The organism is Pseudomonas sp. GW821-FHT01E05, from assembly GCF_059422425.1.
Genome location: NZ_JBWKWW010000012.1, coordinates 89157 through 106716, shown reverse-complemented (window position 1 = coordinate 106716; position 17560 = coordinate 89157). Strand labels below are relative to the sequence as shown.

The window sequence follows — 17560 nt, the reverse complement described above, 5'->3', positions numbered from 1 at the left end:
CACGCGGAGCGTGGGAACGATCAGTACGCGGAGCGTGGGAACGAGACTCAACGAGACTCAGGTGGGTTGACGCAACCACTGCACCAACCGCTCCAGCATCCGTTCACAGCCCTGCATCTGCTCGACGCTGACGAACTCGTCGGGCTTGTGACCTTGGTCCATGCTGCCCGGCCCGCACACCACGGTGGGAATCCCGGCCTGATTGAACAGCCCACCTTCAGTGCCAAAGGCCACGGTGCCGAATTCGCTGGAGCCACTGAGCCGGGCGATGAGTTCTGCCGCGAAACCTTCGGGGTCGGTCGCCAGTCCCGGATAACCGCTCAAGGGCTGAAAGCGAATTGCCGTTTCAGGCCGTACGACCTGCATCTTCGGCAGCAATTCCTGCTCGGCATAGGCTTGCAATGCTTCCGCGACCTGCGCCGGATCGAAGCTGGGCAAGGCCCGCACTTCAAAGTCGAACTCACACTGCGCCGGCACGATGTTCAGCGCCGTCCCGCCGCGAATCACCCCGGTCTGCACGGTTGAATAGGGCGGATCGAATCGCAGATCAAGGCCTTCGCTCTCCGCCAGCGCGTCGCCGATCTGCCCCAGCTTGCCGATAAGCCGTGCCGCATATTCGATGGCATTCACCCCTTGCGGTGCATAGGCCGAATGGCAGGCCGCGCCTTGCACGCAGCAGCGCATTGCCAGTTTGCCTTTGTGCCCGAGTACCGGGCGCAGCTCGGTGGGTTCGCCAATGATGCAGGCCAGCGGCTTGGGGTCGCGTTGCGCAAGCTCGGCCAGCAATGAGCGCACGCCGAGACAGCCGACTTCTTCATCGTAGGAAAACGCCAGATGCACCGGTACCTGCAACGCTGCAGCGACAAAATCCGGAACCGCCGCCAGCACGCAAGCCAGATAGCCTTTCATGTCTGCCGTGCCGCGACCGTACAGGCGCCCTTCCCGCTCGCTCAAGGTAAAGGGTTCGACGGTCCACGGCTGACCGTCCACGGGCACCACATCGGTATGCCCGGACAGCACGATGCCACGTCGATCCGTGGGGCCGATGCTGGCGTAGAGGTTGGCCTTGGTTCGTTCGGCATTGAAGAACATTTCGCTGACCACGCCAAAATCCGCGAGGTAGTCGCGGATAAATTCGATCAGGGCCAGGTTGGACTCACGGCTGACGGTATTGAAGCCGATCAGCCGCTCCAGCAACGCACGACTTCTAAAGGCACTCATTCATCACCCGGCACACCGTAGCTGGGCGCGACCGTCGGGTTCAGCGCGCGGATGACATAGTCGTCCATTTGCGGGCGATAAGCCTGCCAGAGTTGATCAAGCTGACCGATCGGGTTTTGTTCAGCCCAGTCCACCCGCAGATCGACAATAGGCCAAAGCAGATCACTGACCACCGACAACGCCGCCGAATGCACCGGTCCAGCCTCACCGCCAGCCGCCATGGCCGCATGCATGGCCGCGAGCAAACGATCGGCCAATAACTCGCCGGCGGTGACTTCGAATGCGTCAACCATCGCCTGAATCACCCCTGGGTTCGCCAGCAGGTTACCGGCGGCCACGCATTGTTCACCCGCGACGGCGTTGTTCACGCCCAGCGCCTGGCTGCCGGTAAACAGCGCCGTGGCGCCGTGATGATCGATCACCGCGACCTGGCGGTATTGGCTGAAGCCGTGGCGGGTCAAGGCTTTGTCCAGCGCCGCGCTGGCGCTTTCCCCGGCGTCGAGCAGGTCGAGAATTTCCGGGCCGAGGGCCGGCAAGGTGATGTTCTGGGTCGCTACCGCGCCGACGCCCGCGCGCAACCAGGGGCAACGCGCACCAACGGCGATGCTCGACGAGCTGATGGCAATTCCCAGTTGCCCGGTTTCAGCGCAACGACCGACGATGGAAAAAGTCATCTGCTCGCCTCCTGGTCCGGGATCACTGCAATCACGTCGATTTCCATCAGCCATTCAGGCTGGCCAAGGCCGGCAACCACCAGCCCGGTGGAGATCGGAAACACGCCCTTGAGCCACTTACCGATTTCCCGATAGACCGGCTCGCGAAAGCGCGGGTCGGTGATGTAGGTGGTGGTCTTGACGATATGACTCAGGTCGCTGCCAGCTTCTTCCAGCAACTGTTTGAGGTTCTTCATCGCTTGTTCGGCCTGGGCCCGTGGATCACCCAGACCGACTAGCCTGCCCTCGAAATCGGTGCCGACCTGGCCCCGCACATACACCGTATTGCCGGCGACGACGGCTTGGCAGAGATCGTTGTCCAGGGTCTGGTTGGGGTAGGTTTCTTTGGTGTTGAACATGCGAATACGGGTATGGGTTGGCTTGGACATCTGACGCTCCTGGGGGAAGAAAGGCAAAATATGGCCCGGCGGTTCAACCGCCGGTGCGGATCTTGAGCATCAAGCGCTTACGGTTGTTTTATTGACGGCCGGGGCGGCAGGGGCGGTTTCGCAGTCTTCTGCCTGACGTTGCGCGGCATCCCGGTAGGCGAGGTACTTACTCTGCGTGGCGATATGGTCAGCCACATACTTGGCGTCGTGCCAAACGCCCCAGATGAACGAGGAGCCACGACGCGACTGCCACGGCAGGCCCAGGAAATACACGCCAGGCTCGCTCGAAACGCCCCGCTGATGCTGCGGCTTACCGTTGGCGTCGAAGGCGTCGACCTTCAGCCAGCTGTAATCAACGGCAAAACCGGTTGCCCAGATGATCGATGTCACGCCGGCCTCGGCCAGGTCGAGCTCAAGAATGGGCGTGGTCACACACTCCGGATCCGCGAAGGTATGGCGGGCTTCAGGTTCTTCCGGCAGGTCCAGACCATTGCGCTCAATGTAGGCGTCAGCCGCATTGAGCAGCGCCAGGTAGTTCTCATCGCCGCGAGCCAGGTTGTCGGCAAGATTCGCCTGGAAGGTCGCCACGGCGCCATTGAACGCTTGCGTCAGGCCAACCAGCGTCATCCCGCTATGGGCGAGACCGCGGAAGTCCACCGTACGGCCGCCATGGGCACCGCTGACGGCAATGGTGACGTGTTCCCTGCCCGGCTTCATGGCCGCCGCATCCCATTCACCGAGAACGCCCAGCCACCAGCAGAAGTCACGGTTGCGATAGGCGCGGGGCGGGCGATCGTGTGCGCCAACCGAGAGGTAAACCTTCTTGCCGGCACGCTGCAACTCATCGGCAATCTGCACTCCCGACGACCCGGCACCCACAACCAATACAGCCCCTTCGGGAAGCTGCGCTGGATTGCGGTATTCGGCCGAATGGATCTGTGTGAATTGCTCATCTTTCGGAGCGATCGGCGGGATAACCGGACGCTGGAAAGGTCCGGTGGCGACCACCACGCGGTTGGCCTCGATCGCGCCCTCGGAGGTTTCAATGGTGAAGCCCGGCCGGCCAACATTGCGTTCCACCTTCTTCACTTCCACGCCGGTGCGGATGGGTGCATTGAACTTCCTGGCATAGGCTTCGAAATAATCCGCAACCCGCTCTTTCGGGGCAAAGCCGTCGGGACTGAGATCGTCGAACTCAAGACCCGGAAAACGATCGTGCCAGGCCGGACCGTTGGCAACCAGCGAATCCCAGCGTCCGGTGCGCCAGCGTTCGGCGATACGATTGCGCTCCAGCACGAGGTGGGACACGCCGAGTTTGCTCAGGTGTTCACTCATGGCCACCCCAGCCTGACCGGCGCCAACAACAAGCGTATCTATTTTTATTTTATCAATGGTCATCTCTACACCCTTCTAACAAGCAGTTGGATTCAGGTCGGACATGGCTTGTCATCTCTTGGCGCAAGACTAGGGATCACCCCTGTATTGGTAAAATATTATTAAGCTGGTAATTGAAGATAAATAACTGATGCAGAGCCTTTTGACCCGTTTAAATCGCGGGTCTGGATGAGGTGTAAAGATGCGTTTTACCCAGTTATTTTTTGCCCGGCGAACACCTGGGCCACCGGCCCCCGCACACCACGGGCGCGCCACTACTGGACAATGCCCTGGCGAGTTTTGATTGCCACATCGAGCACCAAATGGACCTGGGCACCCACACGGTGTTTATCGGCAAAGTGCTGGCAGTGAAAAGCCGTGAAAGCACGCCGCTGGCGTATTCGCAGAGGAAATTTTGCGGGTTACAGGCGTTGGAGGCGGTTTAGCAATGCCGGTCTGGCGAGCACTTGTGGTGAGGGAGCTTGCCCGCATGCCCGTAGCAGCTGCCGCCAGGCTGCGTTCGGCCGCGCAGCGGTCGTAAAATCAGGCACCGCGTTTTTTCAGGTTAACCGTGGCGGCAGGATTTACGACCGCTGCGCGGCCGAACGCAGGCTTCGCCAGCTGCTACGGGAAGTTGGGCAAGCTCCCTCGCCACAGGGTTCATGCCCGACATTCTGGATCACCCCAACACCCCCAATTCCTTTGCCCGGGCCACGGCCTGGGTCCGGCGCTCGACGCCGAGTTTGCTGTTGATGTGGCTGGCGTGGGTTTTTACGGTGTGCAGGGAGATGAACAGCCGATCGCTGATTTCCTGGTTCGAGCAGCCTTGGGCGATCAATTGCAGGACCGCCATTTCGCGGGCACTCAGACTTTCGGTGTGATGCTGCGGCTCGACCGGCTCCCGGGCCACGGTTACGGCCGCTGGCAAGCGCTCAAGCAAGCTTTGGCGCAGCGCAGATTGCGAACTGAACTGAAGTTGCTCCCTCAGCCAGTCGGGATGGCCACCCAGCAACCACTCGAAAGGTTGCAATACGCCCCCCGCCGCCGCTTCAAACGCCTGGGCCAAGGCTTGCCGTGCTTCAGGTTCGCGCCCGCTACCGAGCAGCAACGTGACCTTCTGATTCAACGCCATCGCGCTGAGCATCTGCCGACCGGTTCGCTGCCCATGCTCGACCAGTGTATTCAACCGCTGCTCGGCCACTGCGGGCCGCCCCTGGATCACGTCCAGCGAGGCCTGTTGCAGTTCGATGTGCATCGGCAGTTGTGGATGGAATTCCGGAGGCGCTGCCGCCTTTTCACCGTTATAGGTCTGCCCTAGCCGCGCCAGCCACGCTTCGGCCAGATCGGTACGGCCCTGAGCCAGCCACAGCTCGCATTTGACCAGGGTGATCATCGCCAGGTAGTAGATCGGCGGTACGTCCCAGATGTGCATCAACCGCTCGGCTTCGGCCAGTTCGGCAAAGGCTTTGGCGAACTGGCCGTTATGCCCTTCGAGCTTGGCGATCACACAATGACCGATCAGCACACTGATATCCCGACAGGCTCGCGCTTCGCCCAATCCGGCCTGCAATCGAGCGAGCCCGGCTTCGGGCTGCATGCGCAGGGTCAGCAGAAATCCTTCATACAGAGTCAGGCGAGCGCGAACTGCGTACAGCCGCTGCGGGGACAACTTCTGCAGGCGTTGCAAACCCTGGCGCACCTCATCGAGCGCGCGGAGGATTTCCCCCCGGGCTTGCAGCACCCGGGCCCGATCGTAATGGGCCAGGGCTTCGAAAAGCGGGTTGCCAACGCGTTGCGCCAACTCCAGCGAATCACGGTTCAAACCACGGGCGCGCCACAGGTCGGCGTCGGCAATTGCCAGATTGGAGAGCGTCGAAAGACACATCAAGCGCTGCCCGTAACGCTTGTGCGGCAGGCTCTCCAGCGCTTGCGTGCAATAAAGCAGGGTCAGCTCGCGGTTACCGCGACCACGGGCGATGATCCCGCTCAGCGCCAGCCATTGAGCCAGCATGGATTTCTGCGCGGTCGCCGAAGGTGCCGGCAGGAATCGACTCAAATGACTCGCCAGCTCCTCGGCGGCGTCCAGCTGACAGGCGAGTCCAAGCGCCCAGCTATAAAGCACGATCAACCGCGGCGTGCTGATCAGCAGGCTGTCGGGAAGGTCCATTTTCCAGCGCAGCAGCATGCCAACGTTTTGCTCGGCCAGCAGCTGTTCTTCGGAAAGGTTCTGCACCAGATTCGCCGCCACATCCAGGTGTCCGGCACGCAACGCCTGTTCCACCGCTTCATCGAGCAAGCCCTGGGCATTGAACCAGCGGCAAGCCCGCAGGTGCAGACTGGCGGCCGGCAATACCGCATTGGTCGTGGGGCGGGTACGCAGCAGGTCGGAAAACAAATGGTGATAACGATACCAATGGCCTTGATCATCCAGTGGCACGAGAAAAACCTGATGGGCCTGCAAATACCGAAGAATTTCAGCGCTGTCGTGGGCTTCGCGAACAGCGTCGCACAACTCGCTGCAAAAACGCTCCTGCGGCGCGGTGTCATACAGGAATGACTGCACCTCGGCGGGCAGGCAATCGATGACTTCTTCGAGCAGGTAATCGCGAATCAACCCTTCCCCGCCGTGCAACGCCTGAGGCAGAGCACCGCCATTGCCGGCTTCGGAGGCCGCCAGCAGCCAGAAGCGCAGCCCGGCAACCCAGCCCTCACTGCGCTGGATCAGGCTTTCCAGGGCTTCACCGCGCAGCGAACTGCTGTGCCTGTCGAGCAATGTCAGAGATTCGTCGTGAGTCAGGCGCAGGTCCTGCTCATGCAACTCAAGCAATTGCCGGGACAGCCGCAAACGCGCCAGGTGCCAGTCCGGACGCTGACGGCTGGTGACCAGCACCAGCAAGCCATCGGGCAAATGATTGAGGAAAAATTGCAGGCAGCGATCGAGCACCGGTCCCTGGGCCAGATGGTAGTCATCCAGCACCAGCAATAACGGATTGCTCGCACTGAGGTGCTCGGCCAGTTCATCCAGCAGACCATCCAGCCATTCTTCGAAGGCAAACGGCTGGTGCCGCTGGCGCATTTTCAACAGACCAAGAGCCTGACTGCCCAGTTGCGGGAAATATTGTTGAAGACCGTCGAGCAGGCGCTCGAGGAAGCGGCCGGGGTCGTTGTCACGAGGACTCAGTCCCAACCAGAGGCTTTGCCAGTGAGCAGGCAGGCTCTGACAGAACTCCACCGCCAGGGAGCTTTTACCAAAACCGGCCGGCGCGCTGACCAACAGCAAGCGCCCGCTCAAGCCTGCACTCAGGCGCTCGCACAAGCGAGGCCGCAGTACATAGCCGTCGGGCAAGGGTGGTCGGTAAAAACGCCCTTCCAGTGCTGGAATCGCCACACTGGAAGGCCCTTGTAAGCGGGACAGGTCAGTCATAGCCAACTCTTGTTGAAGTGCTGTTGTCGGCATTGCAGATGTCCGCAGACTAGCGGTAAAAGGCCTCGTTTTGTAGATTTCCGCTACAAATTGATAGAAAAAGAATACAACCAAAATTGTCAGCGCCGGTTTGCCGTTACCACCGGCCAGCCAGAGAAAACCGCATAGCTCTTCGTAGGAGCCGGGCTTGCCCGCGAATGGGACGACGCGGTTTACCTGAAACCCCTCGGCGCCTGTGCCGATGCCTCGCGGGCAAGCCTCGCTCCTACCTTGATGAGCCCAATAGAAAACGCCCCGATCCAGTCGGGGCGTTCAGAGGATGCGGCCTCTGTTTTACAACGTATTAGCGAACACCATCCTGACGCAGTGCAGCAGGGGTGAAATCGCTGGTGGTCGCGGTGAAGCCGAAGTCATACGCCTGTTTCTCTTCGTTCTTCATGCCCAGTGCCAGGTAGCGACCCGATTGCAGGTCGTAGAGGGTTTCCAGGGCGTACCACGGCACTTGCTTGTCGTAATAGTTTTCAGCATGGGCTTCGGCCACACGCCAGAGTTGATTGCGACCATCGTAGTGATCGATCACCGCCGCTTGCCAGGTGTCTTCGTCGATGTAGAAGTCACGCTTGGCGTAGATGTGACGCTGGCCTTCCTTGAGGGTAGCAACCACATGCCAGACGCGGCGCAGCTCGTAACGCGCCAGGTCCTGGTTGATGTGACCGGCCTTGATGATGTCGGTGTACTTGAGCTGCGGTGAATCGAGCTTGTAGCTGTCGGAGGCGATGTACATCTCCTTCTTGCCTTCGAGTTTCCAGTCGTAACGATCTGGCGCGCCGTTGTACATGTCCAGGTTGTCAGAGGTGCGCAGGCCGTCAGCCGCGGTACCCGGACCGTCATAGGACACTTGTGGAGCCCGGCGAACGCGACGCTGACCGGCGTTGTAGACCCACGCCGAACGCGGCTCCTTCACCTGGTCGAGGGTTTCGTGCACCAGCAGCACACCACCGGCCAGACGTGCCGGAGCGGTCACTTTCTGCTTGAAGTAGAACAGGATGTTGCCCGGGCTTTTCGGGTCGTAATCCTTCATCTTGTCGCGGAACACGAACTGGTCCTGGAAGTACACCATGCTGTACGAGCCGTTTGGCTGTGGCGTGGCCTGGGTCACCAGACGGGTCACGCTGCCGCCACGATAGCGGGTGATGTGGTTCCAGATAACCTCAACGCCACTTTTTGGAATCGGGAAAGGCACTGCGGTCTCGAAGTTCTCCAGACCGTTGCCACCAGAGACCAGATTGGTGTTGGTGGCATTCCTTTTGATGGCGGCGAGTACGTCATCCGGCACAGTGGCGCCGCGATGGGACGGGTAAACCGGCATCTTGAAGGTTTCCGGGTAGCGCTTGAACATCGCGTACTGCCCTGGAGCCAGCTTCTCTTTGTACTTATCGACGTTCTGCGCGGTGATGGTGAACAGCGGCTTTTCACTGCCATAAGGGTCGGACAGGAAGCCTTTGCTGTCGATGCTACCGGCGTTCCTGGCCATCGGTTTCCAGGCCGGGATCGAGCCATCGGCATTACCGGCCATCTCGGCGCCCATCGGTGTCAGGCTTTTGCCCAGCTTGTCCGCTTCAGCCGCGGGAACCGCTGCCATGACGCTGGTCGCCAGCAGCGACAGCCCAAGGACACCGACATGCAACAGACTCTTGGTTATTTTCATAGTTTTGTTCGTCCTCAAGATGCAGTGCTTAGAAGTTCACGCCGACGCTGAGCGCAACGAAGTCGCGGTCATCCACGGTGCTGTACTTACCGCCAAAGAAGTTGGTGTATGCCAGGCTTGCGGTGTAGGTGTTCTGGTATTCAGCATCGACCCCAAGGCTCACGGCCTTGCGACCTTCTTCGAAGTTACCGCCAGGGCCAGGGGAATAGCCGCTGACGTCATGGGACCAGGCCACATTCGGCTTGAGGTTCACACCGGCGAACACGTCGGGGTATTCCCAGATGGCGCGGCCGCGATAACCCCACGAGTTGGCCGTGGTGAAACCATTGTTGTTGCAGTTGCTGCTACGGTTATTGGCCGAAGCGCCCGGACCGGCACCGTTGATGGTGGAGGTGTTGAGGATCTGCGAGCAGGTGTCCAGACCACCCGTGGCTGGCAGTTCGCCTGGGCCGAAGACCGGATCGCGGCCGTAACGGACGTCGGACGTGCTTTCCAGGCCACCGACGTGAGTCAGGCCGACTTCACCCACCAGGGTCAGACGCTGGGCGCCCATGACCTGATCGAAGAAGTGCGTCAGGGTGGTCTGGATCTGGGTGATTTCCTTGCGGCGAAAGCCGTGCAGGTCTTCACCCGGAACGCCAGTGAGCAAGGAGGCGTTGGTCAGCGTACCGCCCAGTGGGCGAACCCCAGCGAACAGAATGTCAGTGGAGTTCAACTGCACCGGGGCATTCGGACGGTAGCTGATCTCACCGCTCCACGCGGTACCGGTAGGCAAGGTGGTTGAGAAGCTCAGACCATAGAGGCGGATGTCTTCAGGGTACTCGACGAAATACTGCGAGTTACCCGCGACCACCAGCGGCCCCAAGGCCTGGAATGGACCCGGCAAGGCCTTGACGCCGTTGAAAACCGACTGCGGAGCCCCGGTGGCACTGAAGATCGGCGCCCGGCTGTGGTAGTTCATGAAGTACGCACCGAACTCGGTGTCCAGCGGGTCGAACATGTACTTGAAGGACGCGCCCCACTGGCCGCTGTTACGGGCTTCGCGATCATCACCACGACGAACCAGCACCCCTTCTTCGTTGACATCAACGCCAGCGGCGGCCAATGGCCCCAATGCGACTGCCGGGATAGTGGAGCGCTTGTTCAGTACACGCAGGTTGTCGGTGCAACCGTTGGCAATGATGTCTGGCTGGGAGAAAAAGGTGCCGCAGTTATCGACAACGGTCTGGTCCCATCCGATCTGGTAGAACGCCTCGGCCGACAGGCTCTCGGTCAGGCTTTGCGAGATGTAGAACATGTTGACCGGGATCAGGCCTTCCTTGATCTCGGCACCAGGACGACGGAACGCGGAAACATCGATCGGGTTGATCGAGTTGATACCGCCGCCAATGAAGGTACTTTCGCCCCAGCTCACGACCTGTTTGCCCAGACGCACGGAACCCGGCTCGTCACCAATGGAGTAGTTGTGGTAGACGAAGGCGTCGAGGATTTCCCCACCCGACGACTTGGCGCCTTCCTTACGTCCGTCGTTGCTGACGTTCTTGAATTCCAGATCCTGGTTTTGCAGCGCGAAGTCGTACCAGTATTTACCGCGTACGAAGACGCCGGTATCGCCGTATTTCAGTTCAAGGTCATGGATGCCCTTGAAGATCTTCGAAAAGGCTTGCCCGCTCTTGAAGTTCAAGTGACCGTCATCGGAGGTCTGGGACAGGCCTTTCCCACCGTTGTTGACGCCGATCAGGTTCTTGTTCGGCTGCTGGGTTGACACACTCATACCCAGGGAGAGAGACGAGTCGAACTGACCTTCGATTTCACCGATGTTGAAACTGACGCCGAACGCGGGCCCGGCAAGCGTAGAGGCGAGACTGACCGCCAGGGGCAGTTTCGCCCGGCGCCAGAACTGGTTTACTGATGTCATCGACGCTACTCCATGTGCTTTATTTTTATGGCTGTGAGCACTTCTAAAAACGCTCTGAGTGACAGGAAACCAGGTTGTCCCAAAGTCAGTCAGAGTTGCATCGCCCCGTTTTGTGCGTTTGCCCCGTTCTTAAAAATCCTTGAGCGGACTATAGCCAGCAGGTAGTACTGCTTGATCCCTCTAAAGTGTGATTTGCAGCCCCACCCACTCTGCAACACTCCTTTCGCCAAACCGGCAGATGCCGGCACGACAAGGATGACTGAAAATAACGTTTTGACAAGCCAAGCGCTTGCTTGGTGGGCTTGCCGTGCCCTTTCGGGCACGGCAAAGGACGCTTAAAGCGTCGAGAGGAAGGTGCTGTTGTTGGTCTGCCACTCAGTGATGTCGAGGCGGATGCGCTTCTTGTCGAGTTTGCCGACACTGGTCTTGGGAATTTCAGTAACAAGGGCGATCTGGCTAGGAATTGCCCATTTGCTGAGATGGCCCAATTCAACGAACGGCTTGAGATGTTCCTTGAGTTCCCTGGCTTCAATCGCGTGCCCTTCGCGCACTACCAGCAGTGCAAACGGCCGCTCGCCCCATTGCGGATCCGGGATGCCGACCACTGCTACTTCGCGTACCGCCGGATGGCGGCTGATCAGGTCTTCCAACGCCAGGGACGACACCCATTCGCCACCCGTCTTGATCACATCCTTGATCCGGTCACGAATATCGATCACGCCCATGCTGTCCAGGGTGGCCACGTCGCCGGTGTGCAACCAACCGCCGGCCCACAGTTCAGCCCCCTTCTGCGGTTCGCGGAAATAGCCCTCGGTCAGCCATGGCGCACGTAATACCAACTCGCCCTGGGACTCGCCATCAGCCGGCAGGAAGTTGCCATCGTCATCGACAATCGCCGCTTCCACCAATGGCCCTGGCACACCGGCCTTGATTCGATAGGTGGTGCGTTCGTCTTCAGTACCGGCCATCAGCTCGTCATTGAGATGAGCGCAAGACACCAGCGGGCCGGTCTCCGACATGCCGTAAGCGGCGGTCAGTTGAATACCCTTGGCCTTGGACGCTTCGTACAGCGCACGGTTGAGGGCGCTGCCACCGATAACGATTTTCCAGCCGCCGAAGTCTGTGTCCCTGGCCGCCTTGGCATTGAGCAGCATCTGCAGGATGGTCGGGACGCAATGGGAGAAGGTGACCTTTTCCTTGCGCCACAACTGCACCAGATACTCCGGATCGTAACGACCGGGATAAACCTGCTTGAGCCCGAGCATGGTCGCCACATACGGCAGGCCCCAGGCATGTACGTGGAACATCGGCGTGATGGGCATGTACACATCGTTTGTGCCCAACAGTCGCACACTGTCGATGCTGCCCATGATCGTCGACACGCCCATGGTGTGCAGTACCAATTGCCGATGGGTGAAATACACCCCTTTCGGATTACCCGTGGTGCCGGTGGTGTAGAAAGTGGTCGCGACCGAGTTCTCGTCGAAGTCTTCGAAGTTGTACTGCGGGCTGGCCGCGGCCAGCAGTTGCTCATACTCGCCAACCAGATTCGGCAAGTCCGCGGTTTTTTCCGCTCCGTCGGTCAGTAGCAGGGTTTTCTCGACCGTGGTCAGCTGCCCGGCAATTGCCTGGTAGAGCCCCGTGAACTCACTGTAGACCAGCACGAAGCGGTCCTGGGCGTGGTTCATGGTGTAGAGAATCTGCTCAGGCGACAGACGCACGTTGATGGTGTGGATCACCGCGCCAATCATCGGAATGGCGAACATGCACTCCAGATAGCGATGGCTGTCCCAGTCCATCACCGCCACGGTATCACCGGCCTTGACCCCGGCTGCCGTCAGTACGTTGGCCAGCCGCGCGACACGCTCAATGAGGGTCGGGTAGCTATAGCGCAGTTGATCACGGTAGACGATCTCGCGGGTTTTCTCGTAACGGCTGCCGGACATCAGCAGCCGCTTGATCAACAGCGGGTATTGATAAGCGCCTTCGGCTGGCGGGATAACGCGAGTCTGCAACATAAGAATCCCTTTTGTGACTGCACGGTCTTGGCTGTAAAGATCTGCACTTTAGAACCCCTTTATGACAGCCAAATCAGCCAAAGGAATGATTTGCAGAGCCGTACAAATGATGGCCTTGCGCCAGCATTCATTTCCGGTCGTACAATCAATGCATCTCGGTGAATGCCAGCTTCACGCCAATGGCGATCAGCACCGCGCCCATGGTCCGGTCGAACCAGTGGCCCATGCGGGCGAAACCGGCGCGTACCCGCTGCTGGCTGAACAGCATGGCCACCAGGCAGAACCAGGAACCGGTTGCCACGGCCAGGTAACCCCCATAACCCGCCTGAATCGCCAGCGGTGTTTGCGGGTTGATGACTACGGTGAACAACGACAGGAAGAACAATGTCGCCTTGGGGTTCAAGCCATTGGTCACGAAACCTGCGGTGAAAGCGCCGCGAGCCGTGCGTTCGCCGGCTTCCTTGTGCAGGTCTTCAGTCGCCGGCCTGGCCGGCTGGGCGCGCAGGGCCTTGAAACCGATGTACAGCAGATAGGCGGCCGCCAGCCATTTCAGGGCATTGAACAGGACGATCGACTGCGACACGATCAGGCCGATACCCAGTAATGAATAGCCCACATGCAGGAAGATCGCCATACCGACGCCCAAGGCCGTCCAGGTACCCGCACGGCGACCGTGAGTCACGCTTTCGCGCACCACCACAGCAAAGTCCGGGCCGGGGCTTGCAACAGCGAGCAGGTGAATAAGAGCGACGGTCAAGAACTCTGTCCAGTACATGGGGGCTCCTTTTTGGTAGGGAGTATCAAATTGTTTCATCTGTTAGGCTCGCCACATTACGCCTTCAGTTAACCGCACAAAAGGTACAGTTGATGAGTAACAATCGCCGCGCCGTGTTCCTTGACCACACTTCCCTGGACCTGGGCGACCTTGACCTCAGTGCGCTGCGAAACAGTTTCAGCGATCTGCAGCTGTGCTCACAAACCACGCCGGATCAAGTGATCGAACGCCTGCAAGGTGCCAATGTCGCCATCAGCAACAAGATCATGCTCAACGCCGAAACGTTAGCCGCCTGCCCCGAACTGAAGCTGATCCTGATTGCCGCCACCGGCACCAATAACGTCGACCTCGCCGCCGCTCGCGCCCACGGCATCACCGTCAGCAATTGCCAGGGTTACGGCACACCGTCAGTTGCCCAGCACACGATCATGCTGCTACTGGCCCTGGCCACGCGCCTGAGCGACTATCAGAAAGCGGTCGGCGAAGGCCGCTGGCAACAGGCCAGGCAGTTTTGCCTGCTGGACTTTCCCATTGTCGAGCTGGAAGGCAAGACCCTCGGCCTGTTGGGCCATGGCGAACTGGGCGGCGCCGTCGCGCGGCTGGCCGAAGCCTTCGGCATGCGCGTACTGCTCGGCCAACTACCCGGACGCCCTGCCCGCGCCGATCGTTTACCGCTGGAGGAGCTGTTGCCGCAAGTCGACGCGCTGACCCTGCACTGCCCGCTCAATGAACACACGCGCAACTTCATCAGCTCCCGCGAGCTGGCGTTGCTTAAACCCGGCGCCTTCATCGTCAACACCGCTCGCGGCGGCTTGATCGACGAACAGGCTCTGGCCGACGCCTTGCGCAGCGGTCACCTCGGCGGCGCGGCCACCGACGTGCTGAGCGTCGAGCCGCCGACTGCCGGCAATCCCTTGCTGAGCAACGACATTCCACGCCTGATAGTTACCCCGCACAACGCCTGGGGCAGTCGCGAGGCACGGCAGCGGATCGTCGGTCAGTTGACGGAAAACGCCCAGGCGTTTTTCAACGGTACAGCGCTGCGGGTCGTCAATTGATAAACTGCGCCACTTTTTCAGGAGCAGACCATGGATCCGCGCAGTGAAGTACTGCTTCGTCAGGCTGAGTTATTCCAGGGCTCGCTGCTGCTGGCCGGTTTACCCGCCGATGATTTGCTGGGCAAATTGCCCAACGCCCATGGCTGGTGCTGGCATGCCGGTGATCAGGCGGCGCTGGGCGCACGCTTTGCCGAGCGCAGCCATTTTGGTGTGAACGCGCCGCAACAACCGTTCGAGACAGCGGTGGTGTTCCTGCCCAAATCCAAAGACCTGACCGACTACGTGCTCAATGCCCTGGCCTCGCGCCTGGCCGGCCGCGAGTTGTACCTGGTCGGTGAAAAGCGCAGCGGTATCGAAGGCGCAGCCAAGCAACTGAACCCCTTCGGCAAACCTCGCAAACTCGACAGCGCACGGCATTGCCAGCTCTGGCAGGTCACCGTGGCCAATGCGCCGCAAGCCGTGACGCTGGAAAGCCTTGCGCAAGAGTACGAACTGCCGCTGGCCGAAGGACCGCTAAAAGTCATCAGCCTGCCCGGTGTATTCAGCCACGGTCGCCTGGATCGCGGCAGCGCCTTGCTGCTTGAGCATCTGGACAAACTGCCCAGCGGCCATTTGCTGGACTTCGGCTGCGGCGCGGGCGTGTTGGGTGCCGCAGTCAAACGTCGGTATCCGCACAACACCGTCACGCTTTTGGACGTCGATGCATTTGCAGCCGCCAGCAGTCGTCTGACTCTGGCCGCCAATGGCCTGGAAGCCGAGGTTCTGACCGGCGATGGAATCGACGCAGCACCCATGGGTCTAAGTGCGATCTTGAGCAATCCGCCGTTCCATGTCGGGGTTCATACCGATTATCACGCAACGGAAAACCTGCTGCGAAAAGCGGTAAAACATCTGAAAACAGGTGGCGAACTGCGCCTTGTTGCCAACAGCTTCCTGCGCTATCAACCACTGATAGAAGAGCATCTGGGGCAGTGTTCGATCAAGGCCGAAGGACAAGGCTTTCGCATCTATCGGGCCAAGCGCGGCTGAAACCTCTTTTAGAAAAGAAGGCTTGCCGAATGGATTTTGCCTAGGCAGAATTCGCTCCGTCCTAGGGGAGTAGTCTCCCACGAGCGCCATGCTCGTCCGGCATACGTCAACATACTTGGTCCTCAGACCATGGCGTATGCGACCCAGAGTCCGCACAGACGGACCGCAGGGTTTGACAAGACCTATGACACGAACACCTTACCCGGGGCGGGAAGGCTGTACGTGTCATAGCCGTGTCGACCCGCCCCTTAGGAAATACCCGATGCTGGATTCTCTACTCGTTCCTACCGCAATCGTTGCCTTGGCCGAAATCGGCGACAAGACGCAGCTGCTTGCCCTGATTCTCGCCGCGCGCTTCCGCAAACCCTGGCCAATCATCGCCGGTATCGTTGCGGCGACCCTGGCCAACCATGCCGCAGCCGGTGCGGTCGGCGCCTGGTTCGGGAGCTTCTTCTCGGACGCCACCCTGCACTGGATCCTCGCCGCGAGCTTTACCGCAACGGCGCTGTGGACCCTGGTGCCAGACAAAATGGATGACGACGAAGCCAGCACTGCCCGCAAATTCGGGCCATTCCTGACGACGCTGATTGCGTTCTTCCTCGCAGAAATCGGCGACAAAACCCAAATCGCCACGGTGATGCTCGCCGCTCAATACCCTGAACTGTGGCTGGTGATCATCGGCACCACCCTCGGCATGTTGATTGCCAACGTACCGGTGGTGCTGGCGGGTAACTTCGCGGCAGACAAACTGCCCCTGACCCTGATCCGTCGCCTGGCGGCCACCGCGTTCTTCATCCTTGCCGTTGTCGCGGTGTACAAGGCGATGCAGATGAGCGGGTGGGTCTGATTACATACACCGATCGTTCCCACGCGGGAGCGTGGGAACGATCATTGACTCAGGGCTTCCTGGCCTTCAGGTAAAGCGGCATGACCTTCGGAATCGCCGCTTGCAACGAAGCCATCCGGCTGCTGGAAGACGGGTGGGTACTCATGAATTCAGGCGGCGAACCTTCCGACGCCTTGCTCATTTTATTCCACAGAGTGATCGCTGCATTCGGGTCAAAACCGGCGCGGGCGGCCAGTTCCAGGCCAATCAGATCCGCTTCGTTTTCATTGTTGCGGCTGTTGGGCAAGGTCATGCCGTAATTGGCCACGGTGTCCGCCAGGGCCAGGCTGTCCTGTCCCAGACCGAGTAGCGCCCCGGCACCCTGCTTCGCCATTTCAATGCCATAGGCCTTGGACATCGCCTCACGGCCATGCTCGCGCAGAGCGTGGGCAATTTCATGGCCCATGACCGCAGCGATTTCATCGTCGGTGAGTTTCAGGCTGTCGATCAGCCCGCTGTAGAAAATGATCTTGCCGCCAGGACCACAGTTGGCGTTGAGTTCGTCACTCCTGATCAGGTTGACTTCCCACTGCCACTGGGCCGAATCCGGACGAAAAACCGGCGCCTGGGCGATCAGTCGATCGGCAATAGCCCGGACTCGTTTGGCCTCGGTACTGGTCTTGTCCAGCACTCCCTTCGTGGTCGCCTCCCCCACCGTCTTCTGGTAGGACTGCGCATACATCTGGTTGACCTCGTCGGTCGACAGCATGCTGAACATGTACTGCTTGCGCTCAACGCCCACCGCGCCGCCGTTGGTGGTGTTGACAGACTCGCAACCGCTGAGCAGCAGAGCCGCGCTCAGCGCACACAAAACCAATGACTTATTCATCAATACGCTCCCTGAAAACATGGCGCGTATCCTAGGCGGTGAAATGTATCGGCGCCAGATACAACGGACGTGTAACACGTACATTTCAGATACATCTCTGCTCCCACTCGTGCTTCTGATCGTTCCCACGCTCTGCGTGGGAATGCATCCCGTGACGCTCTGCGTCACAGCGTCAGAAGCGGACGCAGAGCGTCCATGGCGGCATTCCCACGCGGAGC

The 17560-nt window shown here is 59.9% G+C and carries 14 protein-coding genes and 1 riboswitch; of the genes, 4 read left to right on the top strand and 10 right to left on the bottom strand.

From position 1 onward, the window contains the following. Positions 1–57: 57 nt before the first annotated feature. From argE to AC07W5_RS24100, 4 genes are all read right to left on the bottom strand, one after another. Positions 58–1221, bottom strand: a complete 1164-nt coding sequence (gene argE, locus AC07W5_RS24115) for an acetylornithine deacetylase (RefSeq protein WP_495024465.1) — start codon at positions 1219–1221, stop codon at positions 58–60. Further along, on the bottom strand, positions 1218–1895 hold the full coding sequence (locus AC07W5_RS24110; protein WP_494991833.1) for a DUF1028 domain-containing protein: 678 nt from the start codon (positions 1893–1895) through the stop codon (positions 1218–1220). The genes argE and AC07W5_RS24110 overlap by 4 nt, the downstream gene beginning before the upstream one ends. Beyond that, positions 1892–2323, bottom strand: coding sequence for a RidA family protein (locus tag AC07W5_RS24105; RefSeq protein WP_494991832.1), 432 nt, complete (start codon positions 2321–2323; stop codon positions 1892–1894). The genes AC07W5_RS24110 and AC07W5_RS24105 overlap by 4 nt, the downstream gene beginning before the upstream one ends. Before the next feature lie 69 nt (positions 2324–2392). Further along, a complete protein-coding gene (locus tag AC07W5_RS24100) occupies positions 2393–3721 on the bottom strand; it encodes a flavin-containing monooxygenase (RefSeq protein ID WP_495024464.1) in 1329 nt (442 codons plus the stop codon). Positions 3722–3921: 200 nt separating this feature from the next. Between AC07W5_RS24100 and AC07W5_RS24095 the strand changes: the two genes are divergently transcribed. Further along, positions 3922–4143, top strand: a complete 222-nt coding sequence (locus AC07W5_RS24095; protein WP_495024463.1) for a flavin reductase family protein — start codon at positions 3922–3924, stop codon at positions 4141–4143. Between the two features lie 233 nt (positions 4144–4376). On the opposite strand, the gene AC07W5_RS24090 is transcribed toward AC07W5_RS24095, so the two are convergent. From AC07W5_RS24090 to AC07W5_RS24070, 5 genes are all read right to left on the bottom strand, one after another. Further along, entirely contained in the window at positions 4377–7121 is a 2745-nt protein-coding gene (locus AC07W5_RS24090) for a winged helix-turn-helix domain-containing protein (protein WP_495024462.1), read from the bottom strand. Positions 7122–7464: 343 nt separating this feature from the next. Beyond that, positions 7465–8829 (bottom strand): DUF1329 domain-containing protein, encoded by a 1365-nt coding sequence (locus AC07W5_RS24085; protein ID WP_495011181.1) that lies wholly within the window; start codon positions 8827–8829, stop codon positions 7465–7467. A 28-nt stretch (positions 8830–8857) separates the two neighbouring features. Further along, positions 8858–10747, bottom strand: coding sequence for a DUF1302 domain-containing protein (locus AC07W5_RS24080; protein ID WP_495024461.1), 1890 nt, complete (start codon positions 10745–10747; stop codon positions 8858–8860). 335 nt (positions 10748–11082) lie between these two features. After that, positions 11083–12765 carry a fatty acid--CoA ligase gene (locus tag AC07W5_RS24075; protein ID WP_494991826.1) on the bottom strand — a complete coding sequence of 561 codons (1683 nt, stop codon included), beginning with the start codon at positions 12763–12765 and terminating at the stop codon, positions 11083–11085. Positions 12766–12910: 145 nt separating this feature from the next. Beyond that, on the bottom strand, positions 12911–13540 hold the full coding sequence (locus tag AC07W5_RS24070) for a LysE family translocator (protein ID WP_495024460.1): 630 nt from the start codon (positions 13538–13540) through the stop codon (positions 12911–12913). Between the two features lie 92 nt (positions 13541–13632). Here AC07W5_RS24070 and AC07W5_RS24065 point away from each other — a divergent pair, with 92 nt between their 5' ends. The 3 genes from AC07W5_RS24065 (at position 13633) to AC07W5_RS24055 (ending at position 16474) form a co-directional block, all read left to right on the top strand. Then, positions 13633–14598, top strand: a complete 966-nt coding sequence (locus AC07W5_RS24065; RefSeq protein WP_495024459.1) for a 2-hydroxyacid dehydrogenase — start codon at positions 13633–13635, stop codon at positions 14596–14598. 30 nt (positions 14599–14628) lie between these two features. Continuing rightward, positions 14629–15627 carry a methyltransferase gene (locus AC07W5_RS24060; protein WP_494991823.1) on the top strand — a complete coding sequence of 333 codons (999 nt, stop codon included), beginning with the start codon at positions 14629–14631 and terminating at the stop codon, positions 15625–15627. 52 nt (positions 15628–15679) lie between these two features. Further along, positions 15680–15801: riboswitch (yybP-ykoY riboswitch) on the top strand. A gap of 88 nt (positions 15802–15889) precedes the next feature. After that, positions 15890–16474 (top strand): TMEM165/GDT1 family protein, encoded by a 585-nt coding sequence (locus AC07W5_RS24055; protein ID WP_494991822.1) that lies wholly within the window; start codon positions 15890–15892, stop codon positions 16472–16474. A 49-nt stretch (positions 16475–16523) separates the two neighbouring features. On the opposite strand, the gene AC07W5_RS24050 is transcribed toward AC07W5_RS24055, so the two are convergent. After that, on the bottom strand, positions 16524–17342 hold the full coding sequence (locus tag AC07W5_RS24050) for a M48 family metallopeptidase (protein WP_495011185.1): 819 nt from the start codon (positions 17340–17342) through the stop codon (positions 16524–16526). Positions 17343–17560: the final 218 nt, after the last annotated feature.

Excerpts from the sequence above, each read along its gene's own strand:
- AC07W5_RS24075 (WP_494991826.1), bottom strand. The coding sequence starts at position 12,765 with ATGTTGCAGACTCGCGTTATCCCGCCAGCCGAAGGCGCTTATCAATAC.
- AC07W5_RS24080 (WP_495024461.1), bottom strand. The coding sequence starts at position 10,747 with ATGACATCAGTAAACCAGTTCTGGCGCCGGGCGAAACTGCCCCTGGCG.
- AC07W5_RS24060 (WP_494991823.1), top strand. The coding sequence starts at position 14,629 with ATGGATCCGCGCAGTGAAGTACTGCTTCGTCAGGCTGAGTTATTCCAG.
- AC07W5_RS24110 (WP_494991833.1), bottom strand. The coding sequence starts at position 1,895 with ATGACTTTTTCCATCGTCGGTCGTTGCGCTGAAACCGGGCAACTGGGA.
- AC07W5_RS24065 (WP_495024459.1), top strand. The coding sequence starts at position 13,633 with ATGAGTAACAATCGCCGCGCCGTGTTCCTTGACCACACTTCCCTGGAC.
- AC07W5_RS24085 (WP_495011181.1), bottom strand. The coding sequence starts at position 8,829 with ATGAAAATAACCAAGAGTCTGTTGCATGTCGGTGTCCTTGGGCTGTCG.
- AC07W5_RS24090 (WP_495024462.1), bottom strand. The coding sequence starts at position 7,121 with ATGACTGACCTGTCCCGCTTACAAGGGCCTTCCAGTGTGGCGATTCCA.
- AC07W5_RS24100 (WP_495024464.1), bottom strand. The coding sequence starts at position 3,721 with ATGACCATTGATAAAATAAAAATAGATACGCTTGTTGTTGGCGCCGGT.
- AC07W5_RS24055 (WP_494991822.1), top strand. The coding sequence starts at position 15,890 with ATGCTGGATTCTCTACTCGTTCCTACCGCAATCGTTGCCTTGGCCGAA.
- AC07W5_RS24105 (WP_494991832.1), bottom strand. The coding sequence starts at position 2,323 with ATGTCCAAGCCAACCCATACCCGTATTCGCATGTTCAACACCAAAGAA.
- AC07W5_RS24070 (WP_495024460.1), bottom strand. The coding sequence starts at position 13,540 with ATGTACTGGACAGAGTTCTTGACCGTCGCTCTTATTCACCTGCTCGCT.
- AC07W5_RS24050 (WP_495011185.1), bottom strand. The coding sequence starts at position 17,342 with ATGAATAAGTCATTGGTTTTGTGTGCGCTGAGCGCGGCTCTGCTGCTC.
- argE (WP_495024465.1), bottom strand. The coding sequence starts at position 1,221 with ATGAGTGCCTTTAGAAGTCGTGCGTTGCTGGAGCGGCTGATCGGCTTC.